Genomic DNA, 19847 nt, shown 5'->3' with positions numbered 1-19847 from the left:
GGCCGTCGCTGAAAAATATTAATCCTGAAGAATTAATTTTTGTTGACGAATCTGGAGTCAACCTGGCAATGGTACAACTGTACGCGCGGGCTTTGCGTGGTCAACGAGCTTATGGAACTCGTCCCCAAAAACGAGGGAAAAATGTCACGCTTATTGGAGCAATTTCCCGAGAGGGTATTGTTGCCTGGGCCTCAATATTGGGATTTCTTGATGCCGTAACGTTTGAAGCTTTTATAATTAGAAAACTAATCCCCCATTTATGGCCAGGAGCGACAGTGGTCTTAGACAATTGTACATCCCATAAAAATCCCGAACTTATCAATGCCATCCATAAAGTTGGGGCAAAGGTTGTTTACTTACCTCCTTATTCACCAGACTTTTCACCTATTGAAAACTTTTGGTCAAAAGTTAAATCTATTCTAAAAAGTCTGGGGGCGAGAACCTACCAAGCTTTGGAAGAAGCCATTAGAGAAGCCTTCAAACAGGTAACGGTTCAAGACATTCAGAATTGGTATACTCATTGCTGCTACTCTACCCCATCCAATTGAGAAAGGCTATATTTAATTATATTTAATAGTCTTTTTTGATGAGTCATTAAAAATTTTTCTAGTTTTTAATCCCAATTGATCCAAGAACGCTTTTAAAAATGGTAATATTTTATAGATTTTTAGCACAAACTGTATGCACCGGCACACCTCCCATTTCTTGCTTGTGATCACAGCAGTGTTCATGCTTTTCGGTTGTACTGACACTCCCGAAGTATCTAACACCCCCGCACAACCGCAGCCGATAGAAAAGCCGGCACAACCTACTGTTGTTTCCCGCATCGCTTTCGGTTCTTGCAATAAACACGATCTCCCACAACCTCTGTGGCAACCAATTATTAGCAGTAAACCCGATCTCTGGATCTGGCTTGGGGATATTATCTATGGCGATACTAGCGACATGAAGGTTATGCAGCGTAAATATCAAGCTGAAAAAGCAAATCCAGGGTATCAAGCATTACTTAAAACGACTCCTGTCATTGGCACCTGGGATGATCATGATTATGGCAAAAATAATGCCGGCAAAGAATACAAAAAGAAAGCAGAAAGTCAACAGGAGTTATTAGACTTTCTCGATGAGCCGGCAGATAGTGAGCGCCGGCAGCAAGCTGGAGTTTATACTGCCTACACTTATGGGACAGTCGGCAAGCAAGTCAAAGTCATTTTGCTCGACACTCGCTATCATCGAGATACGCCTGGAAAAAATAGTGATATTCTGGGTGAGCAGCAATGGAATTGGTTAGAGAAAGAATTAAAAAATAGCCAAGCACAAATCAATTTAATCGTCTCAAGTATTCAAGTTTTGCCAGAAGAACATAAGAATGAGAAATGGGAAAACTTCCCGAAATCGCGACAACGTTTGTTTGATTTAATTGCCGAAACAAAATCTCCGGGGGTGATTTTTATCAGTGGTGATCGGCATTTTGCAGAAATTTCCAAAATGAAAACCGGCTCCATCCCCTATCCCTTGTATGAAATTACGTCTAGCGGACTCACTCATAGTTGGGAAAAATTAGAGAAAGAGCCAAACAAATACCGTCAAGGGCAGTTTTTTAAATATTTACATTTCGGATTAATGGAAATTGATTGGAACAGTAAGCCGGTGCTATTAAAATTGCAAATACGCGATGAAAATAATCAAGTAAAATTAGAGCAAAAAGTCAATCTTTCTGAATTAAGCTTTACTTCCAAAAAATGAAGGGTAAAGTCAGAGTATAGTGAAAGGTTGAAGCCGGCTAAAGCAACTGTTTCATTCACTAACCAAGCTCATGTCCCAAATTGTTTGGATTGCAAGACACGCAAACCGCCTCGACTTTGTTAACCCTGAGTGGTTTAATACTGCTGAGCGCCCTTACGATCCGCCCCTTTCCGAGGATGGGGTTGGGCAAGCGAAGCAATTAGCTAAACGCCTTGCCGGCGAACGAATCACGCATATTTTTGCCTCGCCGTTTCTGCGAACTGTGGAAACCGCCCATGAAGTTGCCGAAGTCCTCGATTTGCCGGTCAAACTTGAGTCGGGTTTAAGCGAGTGGCTGAATCCAGATTGGATGCCGGCGATGCCAGAAAGGCAGTCAATTGAAGCCTTGCATCAGCGATTTCCTAAGATCGACCTCAGCTATACATCTCGCGTTGTCGCTGAATATCCCGAAACTGACGAAGCGTGCTTGGAACGATCTGCTCAAACCGCAAGACACCTCGCGGCTGAATTCCCAGGAGATATTCTGCTAGTAGGTCACGGGGCTTCAGTTCTGGGTGCGACAATGGGGTTAGCCGGCAGAAGTGCTAACCCGGAATTAAAGGTAGCGTTATGCTGTTTATTTAAATTGGTACGCCACGCCCACGATTGGGTGATAGAACTCAATGGCGATACTTCCCACCTCAGTCAAAGCGAGACAATCATTCGCTTTAATTAGTTTGTTATTTATCAGCGCTCAGTTGTCCGCTGTCAGTTGGCAAGGGCGGGTTTTGCCCACTAATCTCAGTTTTAAGTGCTAATCAATGTATTAAACTTACCCGTGTTAATCTTTTGCCTGTTGCCCCATTCCTTATCACCAATGACGGTTCAGTAAAAGTTATGACATTATTACTTGCAGGAGACACCGGCGGCACAAAGACAATGCTGCGCCTGGTGAAAGCATCCACCGGCACAGAATTACAAACCCTCCATCAGGCGACTTACACCAGCCGCGAGTTTCCCGATTTGGTGCCAATGGTGCGGGAGTTTTTGGCGTCGGCAGGAAAAGAGTTGGGTGAAAAACAGAACCCGGAAAAGGGGTGTTTTGCCATCGCTGGGCCGGTTGTCAATAATAGCGTCAAGCTGACAAATTTACCTTGGTCACTCGACGCCCACCGGCTAGAACAAGAACTGGGAATGGTGGCAGTTAGTTTAATTAACGATTTTGCCGCCGTTGGCTGTGGCGTCTCAGGTTTGGCACCGGCAGACTTACACCCCTTGCAAGCGGGCCAATTCCAGCCGGCTGCACCCATTGCCATCATTGGTGCCGGCACCGGCTTGGGTGAAGGATTTTTGATTCGGCAGGAAGACAGGTATCAAGTTTTCGCCTCAGAAGGTGGCCATGCTGACTTTGCCCCCCGCAACGAGTTAGAGTTTGATCTGCTGCAATACCTGCTCGATAAGTACCAAATTTCGCGTGTTTCCGTTGAGCGGGTCGTTTCTGGTCAAGGTGTTGTGGCTATTTACCAATTTTTGCGGGATCGGCAAATTGCGGATGAATCGCCAGACGTTGCTGAAGTGGTGAGAACATGGGAGCAACAGACAGGGCGCAAGGAGAAAACCGTTGACCCTGCGGCAACCATTGCAACCGCAGCTTTGGCCAAGCGTGACTCCTTGTGTGAGGAGACGATGGAAATGTTCGTCGAAGCTTACGGGGCTGAAGCCGGCAATCTTGCGCTCAAACTTCTACCTTATGGGGGATTGTATGTTGCCGGGGGCATTGCTGCCAAAATCATGCCACTGATTTTAGAGAAAGGCCGGTTTATGCAAGCGTTTACCCAAAAAGGCCGAGTGACTCCCCTATTAGAGCGAGTGCCGGTTAATGTGGTGCTCAATCCGCAAGTCGGGCTGATCGGGGCGGCTATTTGTGCGAGCCGGTTGTAAGATTTTGCATTCAAATTGCCTAGGAGGGCGAGGGGCTAGCTGTAGCCCTAACAAGGTGAGTTCAACTTTCTTGGCGTCATTAACGACCCATTGATGAACAAAAGTTGACGGGCAAGTGCAGATTGAACTGTAATTGCCCACCCAACGAAACTGCCGGCAGTTGGCTGCCTAACTTTTCACCGCCTCCATCAAGCGGGATGGTTCCGTTACGTCCAGAATCATCCCCTCATAAGCAAGTACAGCTGTCGGGCAAACTGCGTAGACTTCCTCTGCCATCCGATCCAGAAACTCATCTGAGTGAGTGGGTTCGTGGTGAAACACAACAAATCGCTTCACCCCGGCTTCCTTAGCAATTCTCGCCCCTTCCTGCCAAGTCGAGTGTCCCCATCCGATTTTCGGCGATTTCGGGTTGTGATACTCCTCGTCGGTGTACATGGCATCGTAAATGAATAAATCCGCGTCACGAGCCAGATGCAGCACACTTTCATCGATGCGATCCGGATAATGTTCGGTATCGGTGCAGTAAAACACCGTATGTCCCCGCCATGTCACCCGGTATCCCATTGCATTATTGGGGTGATTGAGATGGCCGGTTTCTAGGGTGATGTCATCCAGTGTGATCACATCACCGGGCATGACTTCAGAAAACTTCAGATCTGCTTGCATCCCCGATATTGGCACCGGCGAATTGGGGTGAAGCACCCGTTCAATAAAATGTTGTTTCATCGACTCTGCATCAGGGGGAACAGCACCATGAATGTGGAAGCTATTGCCCTGAATAAAGGCAGGGGTAAAAAACGGAAACCCTTGAATGTGATCCCAGTGATAGTGGGTAAAAAATATATCGGCTGTAACCGGCATTTCTTTGAGCAGGTGTTGTCCCAGCCGTTGCAAGCCGGTGCCGCCATCAAAAATCAGGCGTTTATCACCCAATCGCATTTCCATACAGGAGGTGTTGCCGCCGTAGCGAACCGTATCTTTTCCGGGGGACGGAACACTGCCTCTAACACCCCAGAACTGGACAACAAAATCGGAGGAATGACTGTTTGCCATGTTGAAGTTAATAGCTTTGCGCGGTAAGACTGCTTCTTGGCCGCAGGCTAGGGTGTGGAGTACAACGCTGCATCTTTTGACAGTTTCACCCTGGCAACGACCCGTGGATGGACTTTTTGAGTCTAGCCCACTGTCACTCAAACGTCCACGATATTTGAGTGAAAATATACGCATGGTTACTTTTACAATTTAGCGATTTTAATTCGCAAAAAAGTAATTGAATGTAACCCAAAATTCTCTCAAATTTTGAGAGAACTTGGCGAAGTTGATGACGGGAAAACGAGGTTTTCCAGACGGTATTTGCACCCTTGATTGCTTGTGGGACGAACACTGCTGCGCCCGGAAATGGGAATTTGGTATTTGTCCCCATGCCGGTGCCGGCAGCCAAGATCCAAGAAAAGGTTGAAAGCTTTGAGCTATCGAAGAAAATCGCAACTGCCCTGATCCAAACCCCGACATCTTGCATTGCAAACCTCCGAGATTTTGGATTTCATTCAGGATAAGTTGGAAGTAGATGCTGAAAACCCATTTGGGTTGTTAGAGCACTTTGCACTGACCCTGATGGCGCAATAAATGATCGCATAGCACTAAGGCAACCATTGCTTCTACCATTGGCACAGCCCTAGGCAAAACGCAGGGATCATGCCGGCCCTTAGCTGCCAGTATAGTCTCTTCCCCGCTGCGCGTCACTGTCTGCTGTTCTTTGCGAATTGTAGCAGTTGGCTTGAAAGCCACTCGTAAAATAATATTTTCTCCGTTGGTAATTCCGCCTTGAATGCCGCCAGAACGATTGGTGCGGGTGCGAATTTCCCCGGCTTCGTCGGTATAAAATTCGTCGTTATGTTCGCTGCCGGTGAGCAGGGTGCCGGCAAACCCGGAACCGATTTCAAATCCTTTACTTGCCGGTAAAGACATCACGCCTTTGGCCAAGTCTGCTTCTATTTTATCGAACACCGGCTCGCCTAATCCCTTGGGGACATTGCGGGCAACGCATTCCAAAACGCCGCCAATAGAATCTCCTTGCCGGCGCACCCCATCGATCATATCAATCATGCGTTCCGCACATTCAGAGTCAGGACAGCGAACAATATTGCTCTCCACTTGTTCAAGGGTGACGGTGCTGGGGTCGATTGTCCCTTCTAAGTCTTTGATCCGTTTGACATAACCAACAATTTCCACCCCGGCAACTTGTTTGAGGATTTTTTTAGCAATTGCGCCGGCAGCCACTCTTCCAATGGTTTCCCGTGCGGAGGAACGCCCCCCACCTTGCCAATTGCGGATGCCATATTTTGCATCGTAGGTGGCATCTGCATGAGAGGGGCGATAGGTTTGTGCCATCTCATCATAATCTTGGGGACGGGTATCTTGATTTCTCACCAAAATTGTGATAGGCGTTCCTAGCGTTTTTCCTTCAAAAATGCCAGAAATAATTTCGCAGGTGTCTGCTTCTTTGCGAGGTGTGGTGATTTTACTTTGTCCTGGCTTGCGCCGGTCAAGTTCCACCTGGATTTCTTCTGCTGAAATTTCCAGTCTTGGGGGACACCCATCAATCACGACGCCGACGCCGCCGCCGTGGGATTCGCCAAAAGTGGTGATGCGAAACAAATGCCCAAAGGTGTTGCCCATGATGTTAAAAAATGCCAAGAAATTGTATTTTAACAGCGATTGATGTTAGAGAATGCGGGTGTCGTATAGAGACCTGCTTATAATACAAACACTCCCCACACGAGCGCATTCAGCCAAAAGCTCTCCCATCCTAAGCCAAACGATGAGCGAACCGCAAACAGAATACGACACGCCTTGGAAAGATGCTTTAGAACGTTATTTTGAGGAATTTATCGCATTCTTTTTTCCTCAAGCTCATGGTGATATAGATTGGCAGCGCGGCTATGAATTTTTAGATAAAGAATTGCAACAAGTCGTGCGCGATGCAGAACTAGGCCGGCGCTTAGTCGATAAGTTAGTTAAAATTTACCGTGCCGGTGGCGAAGAAGCTTGGGTTTTGGTGCATATTGAAGTCCAAAATCAGGAAGAAAGCAATTTTGCCGAGCGGATGTATGTTTACCACTACCGCATTTTTGACCGTTACAAGCGCTCAATCGCCAGTTTAGCGGTATTGGGTGACGAAAGAGCCGGTTGGCGTCCTGAGCGCTTCAGCGATGAGCTATGGGGTTGTGAAGTCAATTTTAGATTTCCTGTGGTGAAGTTGCTAGACTATCAGGAAAGCTGGCAAGCGCTAGAACGTAGCCGAAACCCTTTTGCTACAGTGGTGATGGCTCATTTAAAAGCTCAAGAGACTCGTGACGACGCACGAGGAAGATTTTCTAGCAAGCTTTATCTAACCCGACGCTTGTATGAACAAGGTTATGAACGGGAAGATGTCATTAATCTCTTTGGGTTTATTGACTGGATCATGAATTTGCCGGCACAGTTAGAACAAGATTTTTGGCGAGAAGTCAGTCAGCTACAGGAGGAACGACGGATGCCTTACATCACAAGTGTTGAAAGAATTGGAATCGAGAAAGGAATTGAGCAAGGAATTGAGCAGGGAATTGAGCAGAGTCGCCAGCAGATGAGGGAGATCCTGCTGGAAAGCATTGCGCTGGGTTTGGATTTGAAATTTGGGAGTGAGGCTTTAGAAATTCTATCGGAGATTTCAGAGATTCAGGAAGTGGAGCGATTAAGAGCGATTCTTAATGGGTTGAAAACAGTAAAGACGCTTTCAGAATTGCGTCAAATTTATCACTCGGCAAGTTGATATCAAAGTTAGGAATATAAGGAGTTGATCAGGCTTCTTAAAGCTCTTTTAAGCTAGGTTTAAGCCGGCATACTCACACGTAACATTTGATCGCCACCCTTCTGAAATTCATAAGGAACCGGCTGGGTTTCTACTTTGTATCCCCGCGATTCCAATTCCTTCTTCGCCGGCTCAACCCACGGCGACACCTCGCCAGATAGCATTAACAGGGGAAAAACCCGTACTTCTGTTGCAACGCGGCACATTTCCAACAGTGCAGCTAAATGAAACTCTTGTGAAAGCGTATCGGAATTTGTAAACAAAAAATGACCAGATAATGCTAAATCAAATTGGCCGGTGTTGAATGGCAAAAACGGCAACTGTGCCGTTACATATCGTCCTTGCTGAAGTCCGGCCGATAAATCATCCATAAATTGCCGCAGCGCCGTCATTCCTGCTTCCTCAAGTTGCGTTGGCGACTGAGTTTCTCGCCAAATATAGCCGTCTCGATGTGCTTGCACGCTTTTGATCACATTTGAATAACTTTCCTCGATATGCTGGGCAATCTCAGGGGTACTAAACTGATAAATTGGATCACAAGAAATTATTTTGTAACCCAGGCGTGTCATCTCCACATTAAAACTGGCAGCACCGCCGGCACAATCAAGAATCAATCGCTGCCGATCTGCTGCTGAGAGGTCAAACATCCTAATATATTCATCTAGGCTGTGTCCCCACGGCATTACATTTCTTAGGTTCACACTCACCGGCTTTTTCCTCTGTCAAAACAAGTATGAGAGAAAACAGGAAGACTGCCGGTTAATACAACAGCAATCTTTTGGCAATATATCCTCATAGATTACTAGAGGAAACCAAGTTTTTGGTTAAAACTTGATTGAGCTTGCCGCTGCGGAAACCTTCTAAATCTAGGGTGACATAAAGAAAGCCGAATTCTTGAAAAGCTGCCACCAGTGCCGGCAAATCAGTTGTGATCGCAAATTCCTTAATTTGTTCTGCCGGCAGCTCAATTCGTGCCGTTTCCCCTTCAGAACGAACCCGGAGATTTTGCCATCCTAGCTTACGTAAATATCGTTCCGAACGACCCACTCTTTGCAGTTTGGCAACCGTAATTTCTTCCCCATAAGGAAAACGAGAACTCAGGCAAGGTTGTGCCGGCTTATCCCACCACGGCAAACCTAAGTGTTTTGCGAGTTGACGCACTTCTGCTTTGCTAACCCCAACTTCGGCCAAAGGTGAGCGTGCGCCGCGTTCTTTTGCCGCTTGAATTCCAGGCCGGTAGTCATGCAAATCATCTGCATTGACCCCATCTACTACATAAGGATATCCCCGTTGAATTGCCAGAGGTTTTAAAGTGTCGTGCAGTTCACTTTTACAAAAATAGCAACGATTAACGGGGTTAGATGTGTAATTGGGATTTGCCATTTCATGGGTTTCAATTTCCTCATGAGCGATACCAATTTCAGCAGCTTGGATACGGGCATCTTCTAAATCTTCTGGCAGTAATGAGGGCGATACCGCAGTCACAGCTAAGGCTCTTTCTCCGAGTTCGTCCCAAGCTATTTTAGCGATTAAAGTGCTATCAATTCCTCCAGAATAAGCAATTAAAGCCCGATCCATTTCGGCAAAAATTGTTTTAAGTCGTTCTAGCTTTTGCATCAACATCATTCGTTTTTTCCTTTGGATTTTAATCTTAGTTTCGGTTAAAACTCTCGCCGCCAGAAGATCAGATTGGCGATTGCCAGCAGCAGGATAATGTAAAGCAGTCCATAGCCGGCGTTAAAAAGTAATTCTGCCGGCGGGGGTAAAATCCCATAAACTGCCTGATTTTTTAGATCCAGTCTAGCTAAGTCTGGCAAGACTAAATAAATGCCTTGCGTAAAACTTTTGATCGTGGGGTTTTTGCTAATGTCGCCCAATTGCAATAAATCCCGGCTTAAATGCCCCATGAGATAAACAGCAATGGTCAGTGAGGTTGCCAGCAATGAACTCGTAAAGACACCAAAGAGAATGGCGACGGCTGCCAGCAAAGACAGCTCAAAGAAGAGGTAGAGGGCGGCTACTAAAATGCTACCTATGGGATAGTTTACCTGGTATAAACTCAATATAACCAAATAAATAACCGTCATGAGCGTAACCAGTAAAGCCAACACGGCTGACAAGCCGAGGTGTTTGCCAATAATAAACTCTGAACGGCTAACCGGCTTAGCGATGGTGACGAGTACGGTTCGCTTTTCGATTTCTCTGTTAATCAAGCCGGTGCCAACAAAAACCGCAACGACTAAACCCAGTAAACCAATTAATGCGATCCCAAAATCTAGAATAATTTTTTTTTCTGTGCCGACTGCAAATTCTTTCAATAATAGTAGTGCTGCTGGAAATGCAATCAGAAAGAAGCCGACAATGTAAAGCACTCGTTCACGAAGCACTTCCCAAAAAACATGAGTTGTAATTGTTAAAACTCGAGACAAATTCACTGTCAATATCCTCACTTCCTTTCTGTATTGTTCTGTTATTTTAATTTAATTCTCTAATTCATTAGAGTCTTCTACAAAAGGAGTTTCCACCTCTTCGCATTCCAGCGAACTGCCTACGATTTGAGGCAAAGCGGGAAGCAGGTTTGTCGCGCGATTTGGAGATTGCTTAATCGGCCAAACTCGACAAGTTTTTATGAAGGAATACTCTTCTTCTTTCGCCCTTGGCCCTTGCCAAATCGCTTGCAACTTTAAGGTATATTCTAAATTAGATTCGTTGACATCACCTTGAATAGACCACCACACATCTTCTTCAGCTTCAGAAAGCCCAACTTGAAGTTCATTTTGAATATTATTTGAGGGTCTCTCAAGAGTCAGTAACCATTCCTTAACCTCTCGCCAAGGTTTTTTCTTCTGTAGCTGCTGTTGAATCTCTACCAACCATTGTTCCGCTTCTCCCCAAGGCTGGCCTTCTACTTTAGTTTTTACAAGTTGCTCAATAGAATTTAGCATTTCTTCGCCTCTTGTTAACGCCTGTGCTGAAGAATCTAGCTCTACGACAAATCCACTTCTTGCGAAATCTTCGATTAATAAACTTGGATAGTCTTCTAACCAATCTCGAATTAAGAAATTAAATTGAATCCAACAACTAATTAGAAAGTGGCATAAAACTATAATAATCAATCTTTGCGTGGTTAGACTTGCCCTATAGCTAGCGCGAGCCGGATAAAATATGTGGGTGACTGTAATTAGGGCAGAAATGATGGGCCAGCTCACAAAGGGAATAGACGGAACCTCATTAGCAACTTCGTCAAACAAAAACACATATAAAAACAAACAAACTAAGGCTCCCGTCACCCACGATCCTAAAGAAAAGCCGGCAAACCTGTAGGGGTGATCCATCGTCCACCAATCAAGCCCTACAATTAAAAATATCCAACCAAAAAATGATATAATGTCCGACGTTACAGTTGTTTCAGTATTCAAGGCATCGGCTAGGGATCTTGACAAAAATGCCATTGACCAAGAAAACCCACTCAGTAAAAGTAAGGTTCGCCAAGAAAAAGGGCTATTCGGTTCGAGAAAATCCAGCAAACGCTTAAAAAGATCGAAGGTTTCTTTCACGTTATTGACACGTTAGTGAGGCAATTGGCTTCGCAAAAATAAAATTACTGAAATTATACTATTACTACATAGGTGCCCCCATAAAATAGCTAAGGATTGCCTACGGCTAAATAGCGTAATTCTTTGGGGGGTTTTTTGCAGTAGGTTTTTAGTGGGTGGGGTTGAGCCGAAAATAATTTTATTTCCTATGCTTAAAGCGTTGTGCCGCAAAAACTCGTTAAGGTTAGCCGGCTTCGTCTTGTCTTGAGAAGAATGAAGTTCAAAAAAAATCTGAAACACTTCGAGAGTTTTGTTTTTAACGACAAATGTCGCAGCAAAAGCGGCAAAACTCATTAAAAGCAACCAAGCCATAGGATTGGAGGAGCCGTAAAGTCCCACATAATTATCGTAAAAAATGTAACTGAGTAGTTGAGCTTTTAACTCACCCGATAACCGGGAAACCATGAAGAAAAAAACGATCCATCCTAAAATCGATGAAAGTAAATTCATGAAAGCGGCATATTCAACACATTTTCTGCGGGCAATTTCGAGCCGGCGGTGCAAAACCAAAGCTTCTATGGCGATGGCAATCAGTAGAAATAACACTTGAAATACAATGGCTCGCAGGGGTAAAACAGTAAGAAACATGGCACGGCTGAGAATGAAGGTAAAAGGCTAAGCTTTGGGTGTTTCTATCTTTACCTGTATAGAACTGTACAAGACCTCCGCTAAGATTAAACTGCACCGGCACACACTTGAAACTATGACTAGGATTGGCATTGGCATTCGCACGGCTCAAGCGCGTCAAGAGCGCATCGTCGGTCAGATTCACGTCTACGACGGAGCCGGCAAAGGAAAATCCCAAGCAGCACTGGGCGTAGTTTTGCGCTCGATTGGCTTAGGTATTAATACGTCCCAGACAACGAGAGTTCTGCTGCTGCGGTTTCTCAAAGGGCCAGAGCGAGACTACGATGAAGACGGAGCAATAGAAGCGCTGCAACGGGGCTTCCCCCATTTAATCGATCAAGTTCGCACCGGCAGAGCAGAATTTTTCGGCCCTGATGAAATTACTCGCTTTGATCGGCTGGAAGCGCAACGGGGTTGGGATGTCGCAAAGGGTGCAATTGCCTCTGGTTTGTATTCAGTTGTGGTGCTAGATGAACTCAATCCCGTCCTCGATTTAGGCTTGCTGCCGGTGGATGAAGTTATTCATACTCTCAAGCATAAACCAGAGCACTTAGAAATTATCGCCACAGGACGCTCGGCACCGGCAGCTTTACTGGAGATTGCCGATCTGCACTCGGAAATGAAACCCCATTACCACAAAAGCGCTGAAGAACACGGCATAGAAGGCATTGAAATCTACACCGGCGCGGGCAAAGGCAAATCCACAAGTGCCCTTGGCAAAGCCTTGCAAGCGATTGGCAAAGGCATCAGTCAAGATAAATCCCACCGTGTCTTAATTATGCAGTGGCTCAAAGGCGGGAGCGGCTACACCGAAGACGCCGCCATTGCCGCCTTACAGCAAAGCTACCCTAACTTAGTCGATCATCAGCGCTGTGGAAGAGATGCCATTGTCTGGCGGGGACAGCAACAGGAACTCGACTATGTAGAAGCAGAAAGAGGCTGGGAAATTGCTAGAGCTGCGATGGCTTCTGGACTCTACAAAACGATTATCCTTGATGAGCTCAACCCCACCGTCGATTTAGAACTGTTGCCGGTGGAACCGATTGTGGAAGCTTTGCTGCGTAAACCGCGAGATACAGAAATCATTATCACAGGCCGGTGTCATAATATCCCGGCCTACTTTGACCTGGCAAGCGTTCACTCCGAGGTATTTTGCCACAAGCATTACGCCAATCAAGGGGTAGAACTGAAGCGAGGTGTAGATTTCTAGCAAATATAACTGTTCTCAATGAAATGAAAGGCTAAGGCAAGTCAGAAAGACTTTAATGAAAGACTAAGGCAAGTCAGGAAGACATTGGGGGGAAGCCCCCCAAACCCCCCATTGGGGGACGGTTGCGTCCCCCAAACCCCCTCCAAAAGGGCTGCTCTGTTGGGTGTCAATATCTTCAAGCCCAATTCTCTGTTAAAGGCTGAGAAAGTCGAGATGACTTTGGGAAGGGAGCCTTAATTCATGATAGAATGGGCGGTTGCCTTTGACTGTCTCCTATCAATTGTTTTGTGACTGGAAAGGGGATATTTCTCAATCTCCAAATTCCCTCAGCGTCCTAAATCGAGCATCCCATTGATCGCCTCTGTACACTGGCGCGTCACCTCCTCTAACTCCTGCCGGCTGCTTGAACTGGGCGTCTCAATTAACTGGCCAATTCGCACCGTCACCGGCACTGGACGCGGTATCCCAGAACCTTTTTGAAAAATTGCCTCAGTTCCCCACAAACTCACCGGCAGCAGGGGGACTTTTGCCTTCGCCGCAATCAGCGCTGCGCCTAGTTTGGGTTCAGTAATTCGCCCATCGGTTGTGCGCGTCCCTTGTAAAAAAACGCCGGTTGCCCACCCATTTTCCAACGAAGTCAGCGCCGCCCGAATTGCCTTGCGATCTCCAGCACCCCGACTCACTGGGTAAGCTCCATAAAGCTCAATCGCTTGCTTTAAAATCGGAACTTGAAATAACTCTTCTTTCGCCATAAAGGCCACAGGTCGCTGCAGGGAGGAAGATACAATGGGCGGGTCAAAATAACTGGCATGGTTGCACACCACAATCAGTGGCCCTTCTTTTGGCACATTCTCTGCACCATAAATGCGACCCCGAAGATAAGTGTGGATCACCGGCGCAACGACTGACCACTTAAATAAGTGATAGAGAATTAAACTCTCAACAGGTTCACGGGTTTTGGTCACAGAAAACACTCTCTGAGTTATGATTTTTGAGTGTTCAATTAATTCATCATTCAACACTCAATAGCTTATTACGTTTAAACAACCATTGTTTCTCAATTTGCACTTAACATCGCTTGCTGTCCTTGCGGCGAAGTTGTGTAGCCGAGAAACGCTTTAACCGCAGGACTAGCCGGCTGTTTGTAGATATAAAATAGTGTCCGCTGGAAAGGATAATTGCCTGTTCCTGGCATTACTCCATTGATCGGAACGGTTCGCACTGTTTGCTGGTTGGCGACTTGCGCGTAAGTTGCATAGCCAATACCATTACTGCCAAGTGCTCGCAGTAAGCCGGTTGTTTCATCCCTTGGCAGGGTCGTAAAATTCGAGGTGTCGCCAAAATTTCCCCCCTTGAACACCAGTTCTTTAAACGCTTGATGGGTGCCACTGACGGTGGGGCGATTAATCACCTGAATTTCTTCTGCCGGCCCTCCAACGATTGACCAGTTGTCGATTTTTCCTTGAAAAATATCTTTGACTTGATTGCCGGTTAAGTTGCCGGTGAACGGATTTTCTCTGCCAACCACAACTGCAATTTGATCCGTTGCCACCGGCACAGCCACTAAACCCTGATTAGTTTCCCCAGCGCTCAAGGGGCGTGATATGGCAGCGATCTCAACGTTTCCCGCTAAGAGATTCTCAATGCCGTTTTCCGTACCACCGGCTCTTGTCGTGACTGTTGTGCCGGGAAACTGCTGTTGAAAGCTTCTCTTGAGGTTTTCATTGATCGTTACCATGCTGGTTGAACCATCAATTCTCACAGTGGTGCCGGCGGGGACAGAACCGGCTGCCGGCAGGGGAAAGCGAACGCTATTAGCCGGCGCGGTGCCGACAACTGGCGCAGCCGGTGGTGCGCTGGGGAGTGTGCTGTTCTCCTCGGTTGCCGGCTGCCTCATGAAAAAGAACCAGTAGCCCCCGGCTGCGAGGGCGAGAAACATCAAGATGAAGATAATCCCAGAAGAACCGCTACTTTTAGCCATCGTATTTATTTGGATTTAGGCTGTTTCGCGGGACTGAAAGTTTCCCGCATTCAAAGGCGACGGTAGACTTCTTTATCCTAGAGTTCGCTCGGCCTTTCCCCCATTTTACTCAGGCAATTGCTCAACGCCACTGATATTTTCTAAGGCGATATCGGGGCAGGTGCGTTTAATTAAGCCGGTGAGGACTTTACCAGGGCCGATTTCCACGGCTCGCTCAATGCCTTCGGAGGGCAATCTCAGCATGATTTCTCGCCACCGTACCGAGCCGGTCATTTGCCGCATCAGGCGATCTTTTAAGGCGGCTGCTTCAACTGCTGGTGTGGGATCTACGTTCGAGAGCACCGGCACTGAGGCATCTACAAAGGGGATGGAGTCCAAGACTTGCTGAAATTCTGCTGCTGCCGGTGCCATCAGGGGCGAGTGAAACGCACCCGAAACGTTCAATTTAACGCCACGTTTGCACTTGACGTTGGCCAAAACTTGTTCAACGGCTTCTGGGGTGCCTGAAATGACCACTTGAGCGGAACTGTTATCGTTTGCCAAGACAATGTCAGGCGTCTGCTCAATTTCGCGATCTAGCTGCTCCCGATCAAATCCCATTAGCGCTGCCATTTGTCCGCCGGCAGCACCATCCATCAGTTCAGCGCGGCGTTTAACTAGGCGCAAACCTTGTTCAAAGTCAAGCACCTTTGCCGCATAAAGGGCGACATATTCTCCCAAACTGTGGCCGGCAACGAGATCCGGCTGATGTCCTTTTTCTCGCATTAAATCAGCCAGAATGCTCTCAACGACATACAGGCAAGGCTGAGTGTAAAGGGTGCGGGATAATTTATCTTCCTCGCTTTGGCAAATCTCTGGAACAGACCAGCCTAAAATTGCCTCAGCCGCCTCAAATTTGGCTTTGGCTGCCGGCACTTCTAATAAATCGACTCCCATCCCAATTGCTTGAGAACCTTGTCCGGGAAACACCCATGCAGTTTTTGTCATTCGTCAGATTTCAGTGATTAATTGTTAATTGATTTATCGGCCCCATTCAAAAATGGTTGCGCCCCAACTTAAACCGGCACCAAAGCCGGCGCTCGCAATAATATCGCCGGCTTTGACTTTGCCTTCCCGCACGGCTTCATCAAGCGCTAAAGGAATTGAAGCGGCTGAAGTATTGCCGTACTTTTCAAGATTGCTGATAATTTTTTGGGGGGGAATTTTTAGACGTTCCGCCACAGCATCAAGGATGCGCTGATTGGCTTGATGCAGCAGCAGCCAGTCGATTTGCTCAACACCCAGATTTGCCCGATGTAAAGCTTTTTCGATCACTTCTGGCACTTTTTTCACGGCAAAGCGGTAGATGTCTTGGCCGTTCATGGTAATCGGTTGGTAGGTGCCTTTGGCGATGGTGATGCCTTCGAGCAATGGTTGCGGTTGGGGTTGGTATGCAAGTTGAAGGCTGCTATTTTGGGTGCCATCGCTGCGGAGTTCAAACCCTAGCAAGCGGTTGCGTTCATCGGCCTGCAAGATGACAGCACCGGCACCATCTCCAAATAATATGCAAGTGCGCCGGTCTGACCAATCGACCCAGCGAGAGAGGATATCCGCGCCAATGAGCAGGACGTTTTTATAGGTGCCGGTGCGGATAAACTGGCTAGCTGTGACGAGGCCAAAAATAAAGCCAGAACAGGCTGCTGTCATATCAAAGGCAACGGCTTGGAGGGCACCTAACTGGGCCTGAATTTTCCCAGCCGTGCCGAATAAGTCATCTGCGCTGGAGGTGGCCAGAATAATCAGATCGATATCTGCCGGCGAGATCCCTGCCATTGCGATGGCTTGTTGGGATGCAACAGTAGCCAGATCGCACAAAGATTCTTCTACACCGGCTAAATGGCGAGAACGAATGCCGGTGCGAGCGCTGATCCACTCATCGGACGTTTCCACAAGCTGACTAAGCCGGTTGTTATCAAGGCTAGCTGCCGGTGTTGCTGAGCCGCTTCCCGTAATGGCAACGCCTAACCCTAATTGATTCAAAGTTACTCTCCATTGGTGAGTGAGGGCACTAGGGGTGAGTGCCGAGTGCTGAGCCGGTGAGTCCTCAGTGCTGAGCTTCTAGTCTCTAGCCCCATGCCCTATGCCCCATGCCCCATGCCCCTAGTCCCTAACTGATGGCTGATTGCCGGTCTTTTTTTTGATACTTGGACTGAATTCGCTCCAGCACCTTGTTATCAATGGCTTCCTTAGCCAAGCGAATTGCGTGAAAAATTGTGGGTGCTTGGGATGCGCCGTGGCTGATGATGCAAACACCGGCAACGCCCAACAGCAAGCCCCCTCCATGTTCAACATGGTCAATTCGCTGCTTGATTCGCTTGAGGTTGGGTTTTAAGAGTGCTGTGCCTATTTTGCCGTGAAGTCCCTGCACCAATTCATCACGCAGCACTTGTAGCACAACTTCTCCCACCGCTTCGGCAAACTTTAACAAGATATTGCCGGCAAAACCATCACAAACGATGACATCGAACTTAGCCGATAGCACATCGCGGCCTTCGGCGTTGCCAACGAAAGGAATTTGCGGGTTATCTTGCAGAATTTGGTAGGTACGCAGGGCAAGCTCATTGCCTTTACAAGGTTCTTCACCAATGTTGAGCAATCCCACCTTCGGTTCGCTTACACCCAGCACGTACTGACTGTAAATCGTCCCCATCACTGCAAACTGTTCTAAAAATTTGGGACGGCAATCAACATTGGCTCCCACATCGAGGATCAGCACTGGTCGATCCGGCACGATGGTTGGTAAAACCGCACCAATTGCCGGTCGGTCGATTCCCGGTAGCCGTCCCAATCGCAACAGGGCGGCGGCCATTGCCGCTCCTGAGTGGCCGGCAGAAACTACAGCATCAGCTTTCTGCTGTTTCACCAAATCCATTGCCACATTAATCGAAGCTTTGGGTTTGCGTTTGAGCGCTCCCAAAGGCTCCTCATGCATTTCGATCGTGCCTTCAGCCGGCACAATTTCTGGCCGTGTGGAGTTGGTGTGTTGCTTGAGGGAGGCTTCTATTTGCTGGGGATCACCAACCAGCAAAACTTCCACGCCCAATTCCTCCTGGGCCTTGAGCGCTCCAGCAACTATCTCGGCGGGGGCGTGATCCCCACCCATCGCGTCAATTGCAATCCGTGCTCGCGTCGATCCCATTGATCAAAGTCATAGAAACCTTAAAAATTTTACCAGTTGTAGGCCGCATTCAAAACATTGCCGGTCTTAGAGATTGAATTAAAATTTTTCAAATAAGAGATTGGGGGTGAGGAAGTGAGCTTCTTCGTAGGAATTTTTAACATTTAAGTTATGTATGAGGGGGCGAGGCTGAGGGCAGCTGAGGGCGGCTGAGGGCGGAGAGCCGGCACCATTTTGTATCAGTGCTTGGTAATATTCAGCAGGAATCTCAAGTGTGAGGGGTGAAAGGTAAGGGATAAAAGTTATTGAGCTAAGCACCAGAGCTTTGCATTAAACACTCACGAGATTTAGTGCTTTGTGAGCGGAATCGAGTTTAAGTTTTGTAAGGGGATCTGAGGAATGCTGACGTTATTAAGTTCAGGTTTGCTGTCTGTGTGGCTGGATATGGCAGGAGTCCGCACACCTGGGCTAGATGCCTTCTCGCTAGTAGCCGGCCCAGGCATCCCTGGATTTGTGATTGCCGGCGATCCCGAACCGGCAACGGACGCCACTCTAAAGCAATACCTACAATCTTTGGTGGCGAAGGGAATGGTTAAAGACACTCAAGGTGTATGGATTCAATCGGCTTCCACGTTGCTAGCCAACAACCAGGGGACGGTTCCTCTCCCTGCTGCTTCTCTGACGAAGATCGCAACGTCTCTGGCAGCACTGGAAAAGTGGGGTCATGCTCATCAGTTTGAAACGTTTGTGAATGCGACTGGGCCGGTTAAGGATGGAGTTTTGCAAGGAGACTTGGTAATTGCCGGCAACAGTGATCCTTTCTTTGTCTGGGAAGAAGCTTTCGCCGTGGGGAATGCCCTGAATAAAATGGGGATCAAGCGGGTGACGGGCAATTTAATCATTACTCCCAACTTTTCGATGAATGCTGAACCCGATCCCACGACAAGCGGGGAGCATTTCAAGCAAGCACTCGACCCCAGCATTTGGGAAGAGGATGCAGCATTTGTGTTTTCGAGCTTGCCGCCGGGAACTCCTAAGCCAAAAGTCGAGATTGCCGGCACGGTTAAAATTGGCACAGTCGGCGGCACCCCTTTACTGCGGCACCGCTCGCTTCCGTTGGCTGAAATCTTGAGGCAGATGAACGTTTACAGCAACAATGAAATGGCTCAGATGTTAGCCGATGGAGTTGGGGGAGCAAACGTTGTTAAAGAACGCGCCGCAAAAGCTGCCGGTGTGCCCCCAGAAGAAATTCAGCTCATTAATGGTTCCGGACTCGGACAAGAAAATCGCGTTTCCCCTAGAGCCGCCTGTGCCATGTTTATGGCGATTCAACGTTATTTGCAACCGTCTCATTTGACGATTGCTGATTTGTTTCCTGTATCAGGGCAAGATGGGGGCACCCTAGACTACCGGCACATCCCACCGGCATCTGTGGTGAAAACCGGCACGCTTTGGGATGTTAGTGCTCTTGCCGGTGTCCTCCCCACGCGCACTCACGGGATTCTTTACTTTGCCATTATCAATCGCGGTGCAGATGTCGATGGTTTCCGCACTCAGCAGGATAAGCTGCTGCAACGCCTTCAACAGCAGTGGGGAATTCCATTAACTCCAATTGCAGCGATTACTCCCAAACACCCGATTCATCCTGATTTCACCAGTGCCGGTGCCGCTAACCGTAACGAAGTTCTATTGGGAGGATGAGGGCATGGGGCATGGGGGATTGGGCATGGGGGATTGGGCATGGGGCATGGGGGACTCAGGAC

General features: G+C 47.6%; 21 protein-coding genes. 8 read left to right on the top strand and 13 right to left on the bottom strand.

What is annotated here, in order from left to right; translation table 11 throughout:
* The 4 genes from H6F73_RS23810 to H6F73_RS23795 all read left to right on the top strand — a co-directional run.
* On the top strand, positions 1 to 548 hold a 548-nt coding region (locus H6F73_RS23810; protein WP_190761231.1), incomplete at its 5' end, for an IS630 family transposase.
* A gap of 181 nt (positions 549 to 729) precedes the next feature.
* On the top strand, positions 730 to 1743 hold the full coding sequence (locus H6F73_RS23805) for an alkaline phosphatase D family protein (protein WP_242072621.1): 1014 nt from the start codon (positions 730 to 732) through the stop codon (positions 1741 to 1743).
* 70 nt (positions 1744 to 1813) lie between these two features.
* Positions 1814 to 2458 (top strand): histidine phosphatase family protein, encoded by a 645-nt coding sequence (locus H6F73_RS23800; RefSeq protein WP_190761229.1) that lies wholly within the window; start codon positions 1814 to 1816, stop codon positions 2456 to 2458.
* A gap of 161 nt (positions 2459 to 2619) precedes the next feature.
* Complete coding sequence (locus tag H6F73_RS23795) at positions 2620 to 3663, top strand: glucokinase (protein WP_190761228.1); 1044 nt, start codon at positions 2620 to 2622, stop codon at positions 3661 to 3663.
* 168 nt (positions 3664 to 3831) lie between these two features.
* Here the strand turns inward: H6F73_RS23795 and H6F73_RS23790 are convergent, their stop codons facing one another.
* A complete protein-coding gene (locus H6F73_RS23790) occupies positions 3832 to 4716 on the bottom strand; it encodes an MBL fold metallo-hydrolase (RefSeq protein WP_190761258.1) in 885 nt (294 codons plus the stop codon).
* Positions 4717 to 4984: 268 nt separating this feature from the next.
* On the opposite strand from H6F73_RS23790, the gene H6F73_RS23785 reads away from it, so the two are divergent.
* Positions 4985 to 5122 carry a hypothetical protein gene (locus tag H6F73_RS23785; protein ID WP_190761227.1) on the top strand — a complete coding sequence of 46 codons (138 nt, stop codon included), beginning with the start codon at positions 4985 to 4987 and terminating at the stop codon, positions 5120 to 5122.
* A gap of 131 nt (positions 5123 to 5253) precedes the next feature.
* On the opposite strand, the gene aroC is transcribed toward H6F73_RS23785, so the two are convergent.
* Positions 5254 to 6342 carry a chorismate synthase gene (gene aroC / locus H6F73_RS23780; protein WP_190761257.1) on the bottom strand — a complete coding sequence of 363 codons (1089 nt, stop codon included), beginning with the start codon at positions 6340 to 6342 and terminating at the stop codon, positions 5254 to 5256.
* Between the two features lie 142 nt (positions 6343 to 6484).
* Here aroC and H6F73_RS23775 point away from each other — a divergent pair, with 142 nt between their 5' ends.
* Positions 6485 to 7474: a cytosolic protein gene (locus H6F73_RS23775; protein WP_190761226.1), complete on the top strand. Its 990-nt coding sequence runs from the start codon at positions 6485 to 6487 to the stop codon at positions 7472 to 7474.
* A 59-nt stretch (positions 7475 to 7533) separates the two neighbouring features.
* Here the strand turns inward: H6F73_RS23775 and H6F73_RS23770 are convergent, their stop codons facing one another.
* The 5 genes from H6F73_RS23770 to fraC form a co-directional block, all read right to left on the bottom strand.
* Positions 7534 to 8220 (bottom strand): SAM-dependent methyltransferase, encoded by a 687-nt coding sequence (locus H6F73_RS23770; protein ID WP_347239608.1) that lies wholly within the window; start codon positions 8218 to 8220, stop codon positions 7534 to 7536.
* Positions 8221 to 8305: 85 nt separating this feature from the next.
* Positions 8306 to 9136 (bottom strand): ATP-dependent sacrificial sulfur transferase LarE, encoded by an 831-nt coding sequence (gene larE, locus H6F73_RS23765; RefSeq protein WP_190761255.1) that lies wholly within the window; start codon positions 9134 to 9136, stop codon positions 8306 to 8308.
* Between the two features lie 38 nt (positions 9137 to 9174).
* A complete protein-coding gene (locus H6F73_RS23760) occupies positions 9175 to 9948 on the bottom strand; it encodes an ABC transporter permease subunit (protein WP_190761225.1) in 774 nt (257 codons plus the stop codon).
* A 45-nt stretch (positions 9949 to 9993) separates the two neighbouring features.
* On the bottom strand, positions 9994 to 11070 hold the full coding sequence (locus H6F73_RS23755) for a DUF5357 family protein (RefSeq protein ID WP_190761224.1): 1077 nt from the start codon (positions 11068 to 11070) through the stop codon (positions 9994 to 9996).
* Positions 11071 to 11082: 12 nt separating this feature from the next.
* Complete coding sequence (gene fraC, locus H6F73_RS23750; RefSeq protein ID WP_190761223.1) at positions 11083 to 11697, bottom strand: filament integrity protein FraC; 615 nt, start codon at positions 11695 to 11697, stop codon at positions 11083 to 11085.
* A gap of 115 nt (positions 11698 to 11812) precedes the next feature.
* On the opposite strand from fraC, the gene H6F73_RS23745 reads away from it, so the two are divergent.
* Positions 11813 to 12946, top strand: a complete 1134-nt coding sequence (locus H6F73_RS23745; RefSeq protein ID WP_190761222.1) for a cob(I)yrinic acid a,c-diamide adenosyltransferase — start codon at positions 11813 to 11815, stop codon at positions 12944 to 12946.
* 326 nt (positions 12947 to 13272) lie between these two features.
* Here H6F73_RS23745 and H6F73_RS23740 read toward each other — a convergent pair whose 3' ends face one another.
* The 6 genes from H6F73_RS23740 to H6F73_RS23715 all read right to left on the bottom strand — a co-directional run bounded on the left by H6F73_RS23740 (position 13273) and on the right by H6F73_RS23715 (position 18402).
* A complete protein-coding gene (locus H6F73_RS23740; RefSeq protein ID WP_190761221.1) occupies positions 13273 to 13911 on the bottom strand; it encodes a 1-acylglycerol-3-phosphate O-acyltransferase in 639 nt (212 codons plus the stop codon).
* Between the two features lie 92 nt (positions 13912 to 14003).
* Complete coding sequence (locus H6F73_RS23735) at positions 14004 to 14927, bottom strand: substrate-binding domain-containing protein (protein WP_190761220.1); 924 nt, start codon at positions 14925 to 14927, stop codon at positions 14004 to 14006.
* Positions 14928 to 15032: 105 nt separating this feature from the next.
* Entirely contained in the window at positions 15033 to 15914 is an 882-nt protein-coding gene (fabD, locus tag H6F73_RS23730) for an ACP S-malonyltransferase (protein WP_190761219.1), read from the bottom strand.
* A 33-nt stretch (positions 15915 to 15947) separates the two neighbouring features.
* Entirely contained in the window at positions 15948 to 16946 is a 999-nt protein-coding gene (locus H6F73_RS23725; protein ID WP_190761218.1) for a beta-ketoacyl-ACP synthase III, read from the bottom strand.
* 127 nt (positions 16947 to 17073) lie between these two features.
* Positions 17074 to 18105, bottom strand: a complete 1032-nt coding sequence (plsX, locus tag H6F73_RS23720) for a phosphate acyltransferase PlsX (protein WP_190761217.1) — start codon at positions 18103 to 18105, stop codon at positions 17074 to 17076.
* A gap of 78 nt (positions 18106 to 18183) precedes the next feature.
* Positions 18184 to 18402 (bottom strand): hypothetical protein, encoded by a 219-nt coding sequence (locus tag H6F73_RS23715; RefSeq protein ID WP_190761216.1) that lies wholly within the window; start codon positions 18400 to 18402, stop codon positions 18184 to 18186.
* An 81-nt stretch (positions 18403 to 18483) separates the two neighbouring features.
* On the opposite strand from H6F73_RS23715, the gene H6F73_RS23710 reads away from it, so the two are divergent.
* A complete protein-coding gene (locus tag H6F73_RS23710; protein ID WP_190761215.1) occupies positions 18484 to 19785 on the top strand; it encodes a D-alanyl-D-alanine carboxypeptidase in 1302 nt (433 codons plus the stop codon).
* The last annotated feature ends 62 nt before the right edge of the window (positions 19786 to 19847 follow it).

The organism is Microcoleus sp. FACHB-68, assembly GCF_014695715.1.
Classification (GTDB): domain Bacteria; phylum Cyanobacteriota; class Cyanobacteriia; order Cyanobacteriales; family Oscillatoriaceae; genus FACHB-68.
The sequence above is the reverse complement of the archived record's forward strand: the minus strand, read 5'-3'. Positions and strand labels throughout refer to the sequence as shown.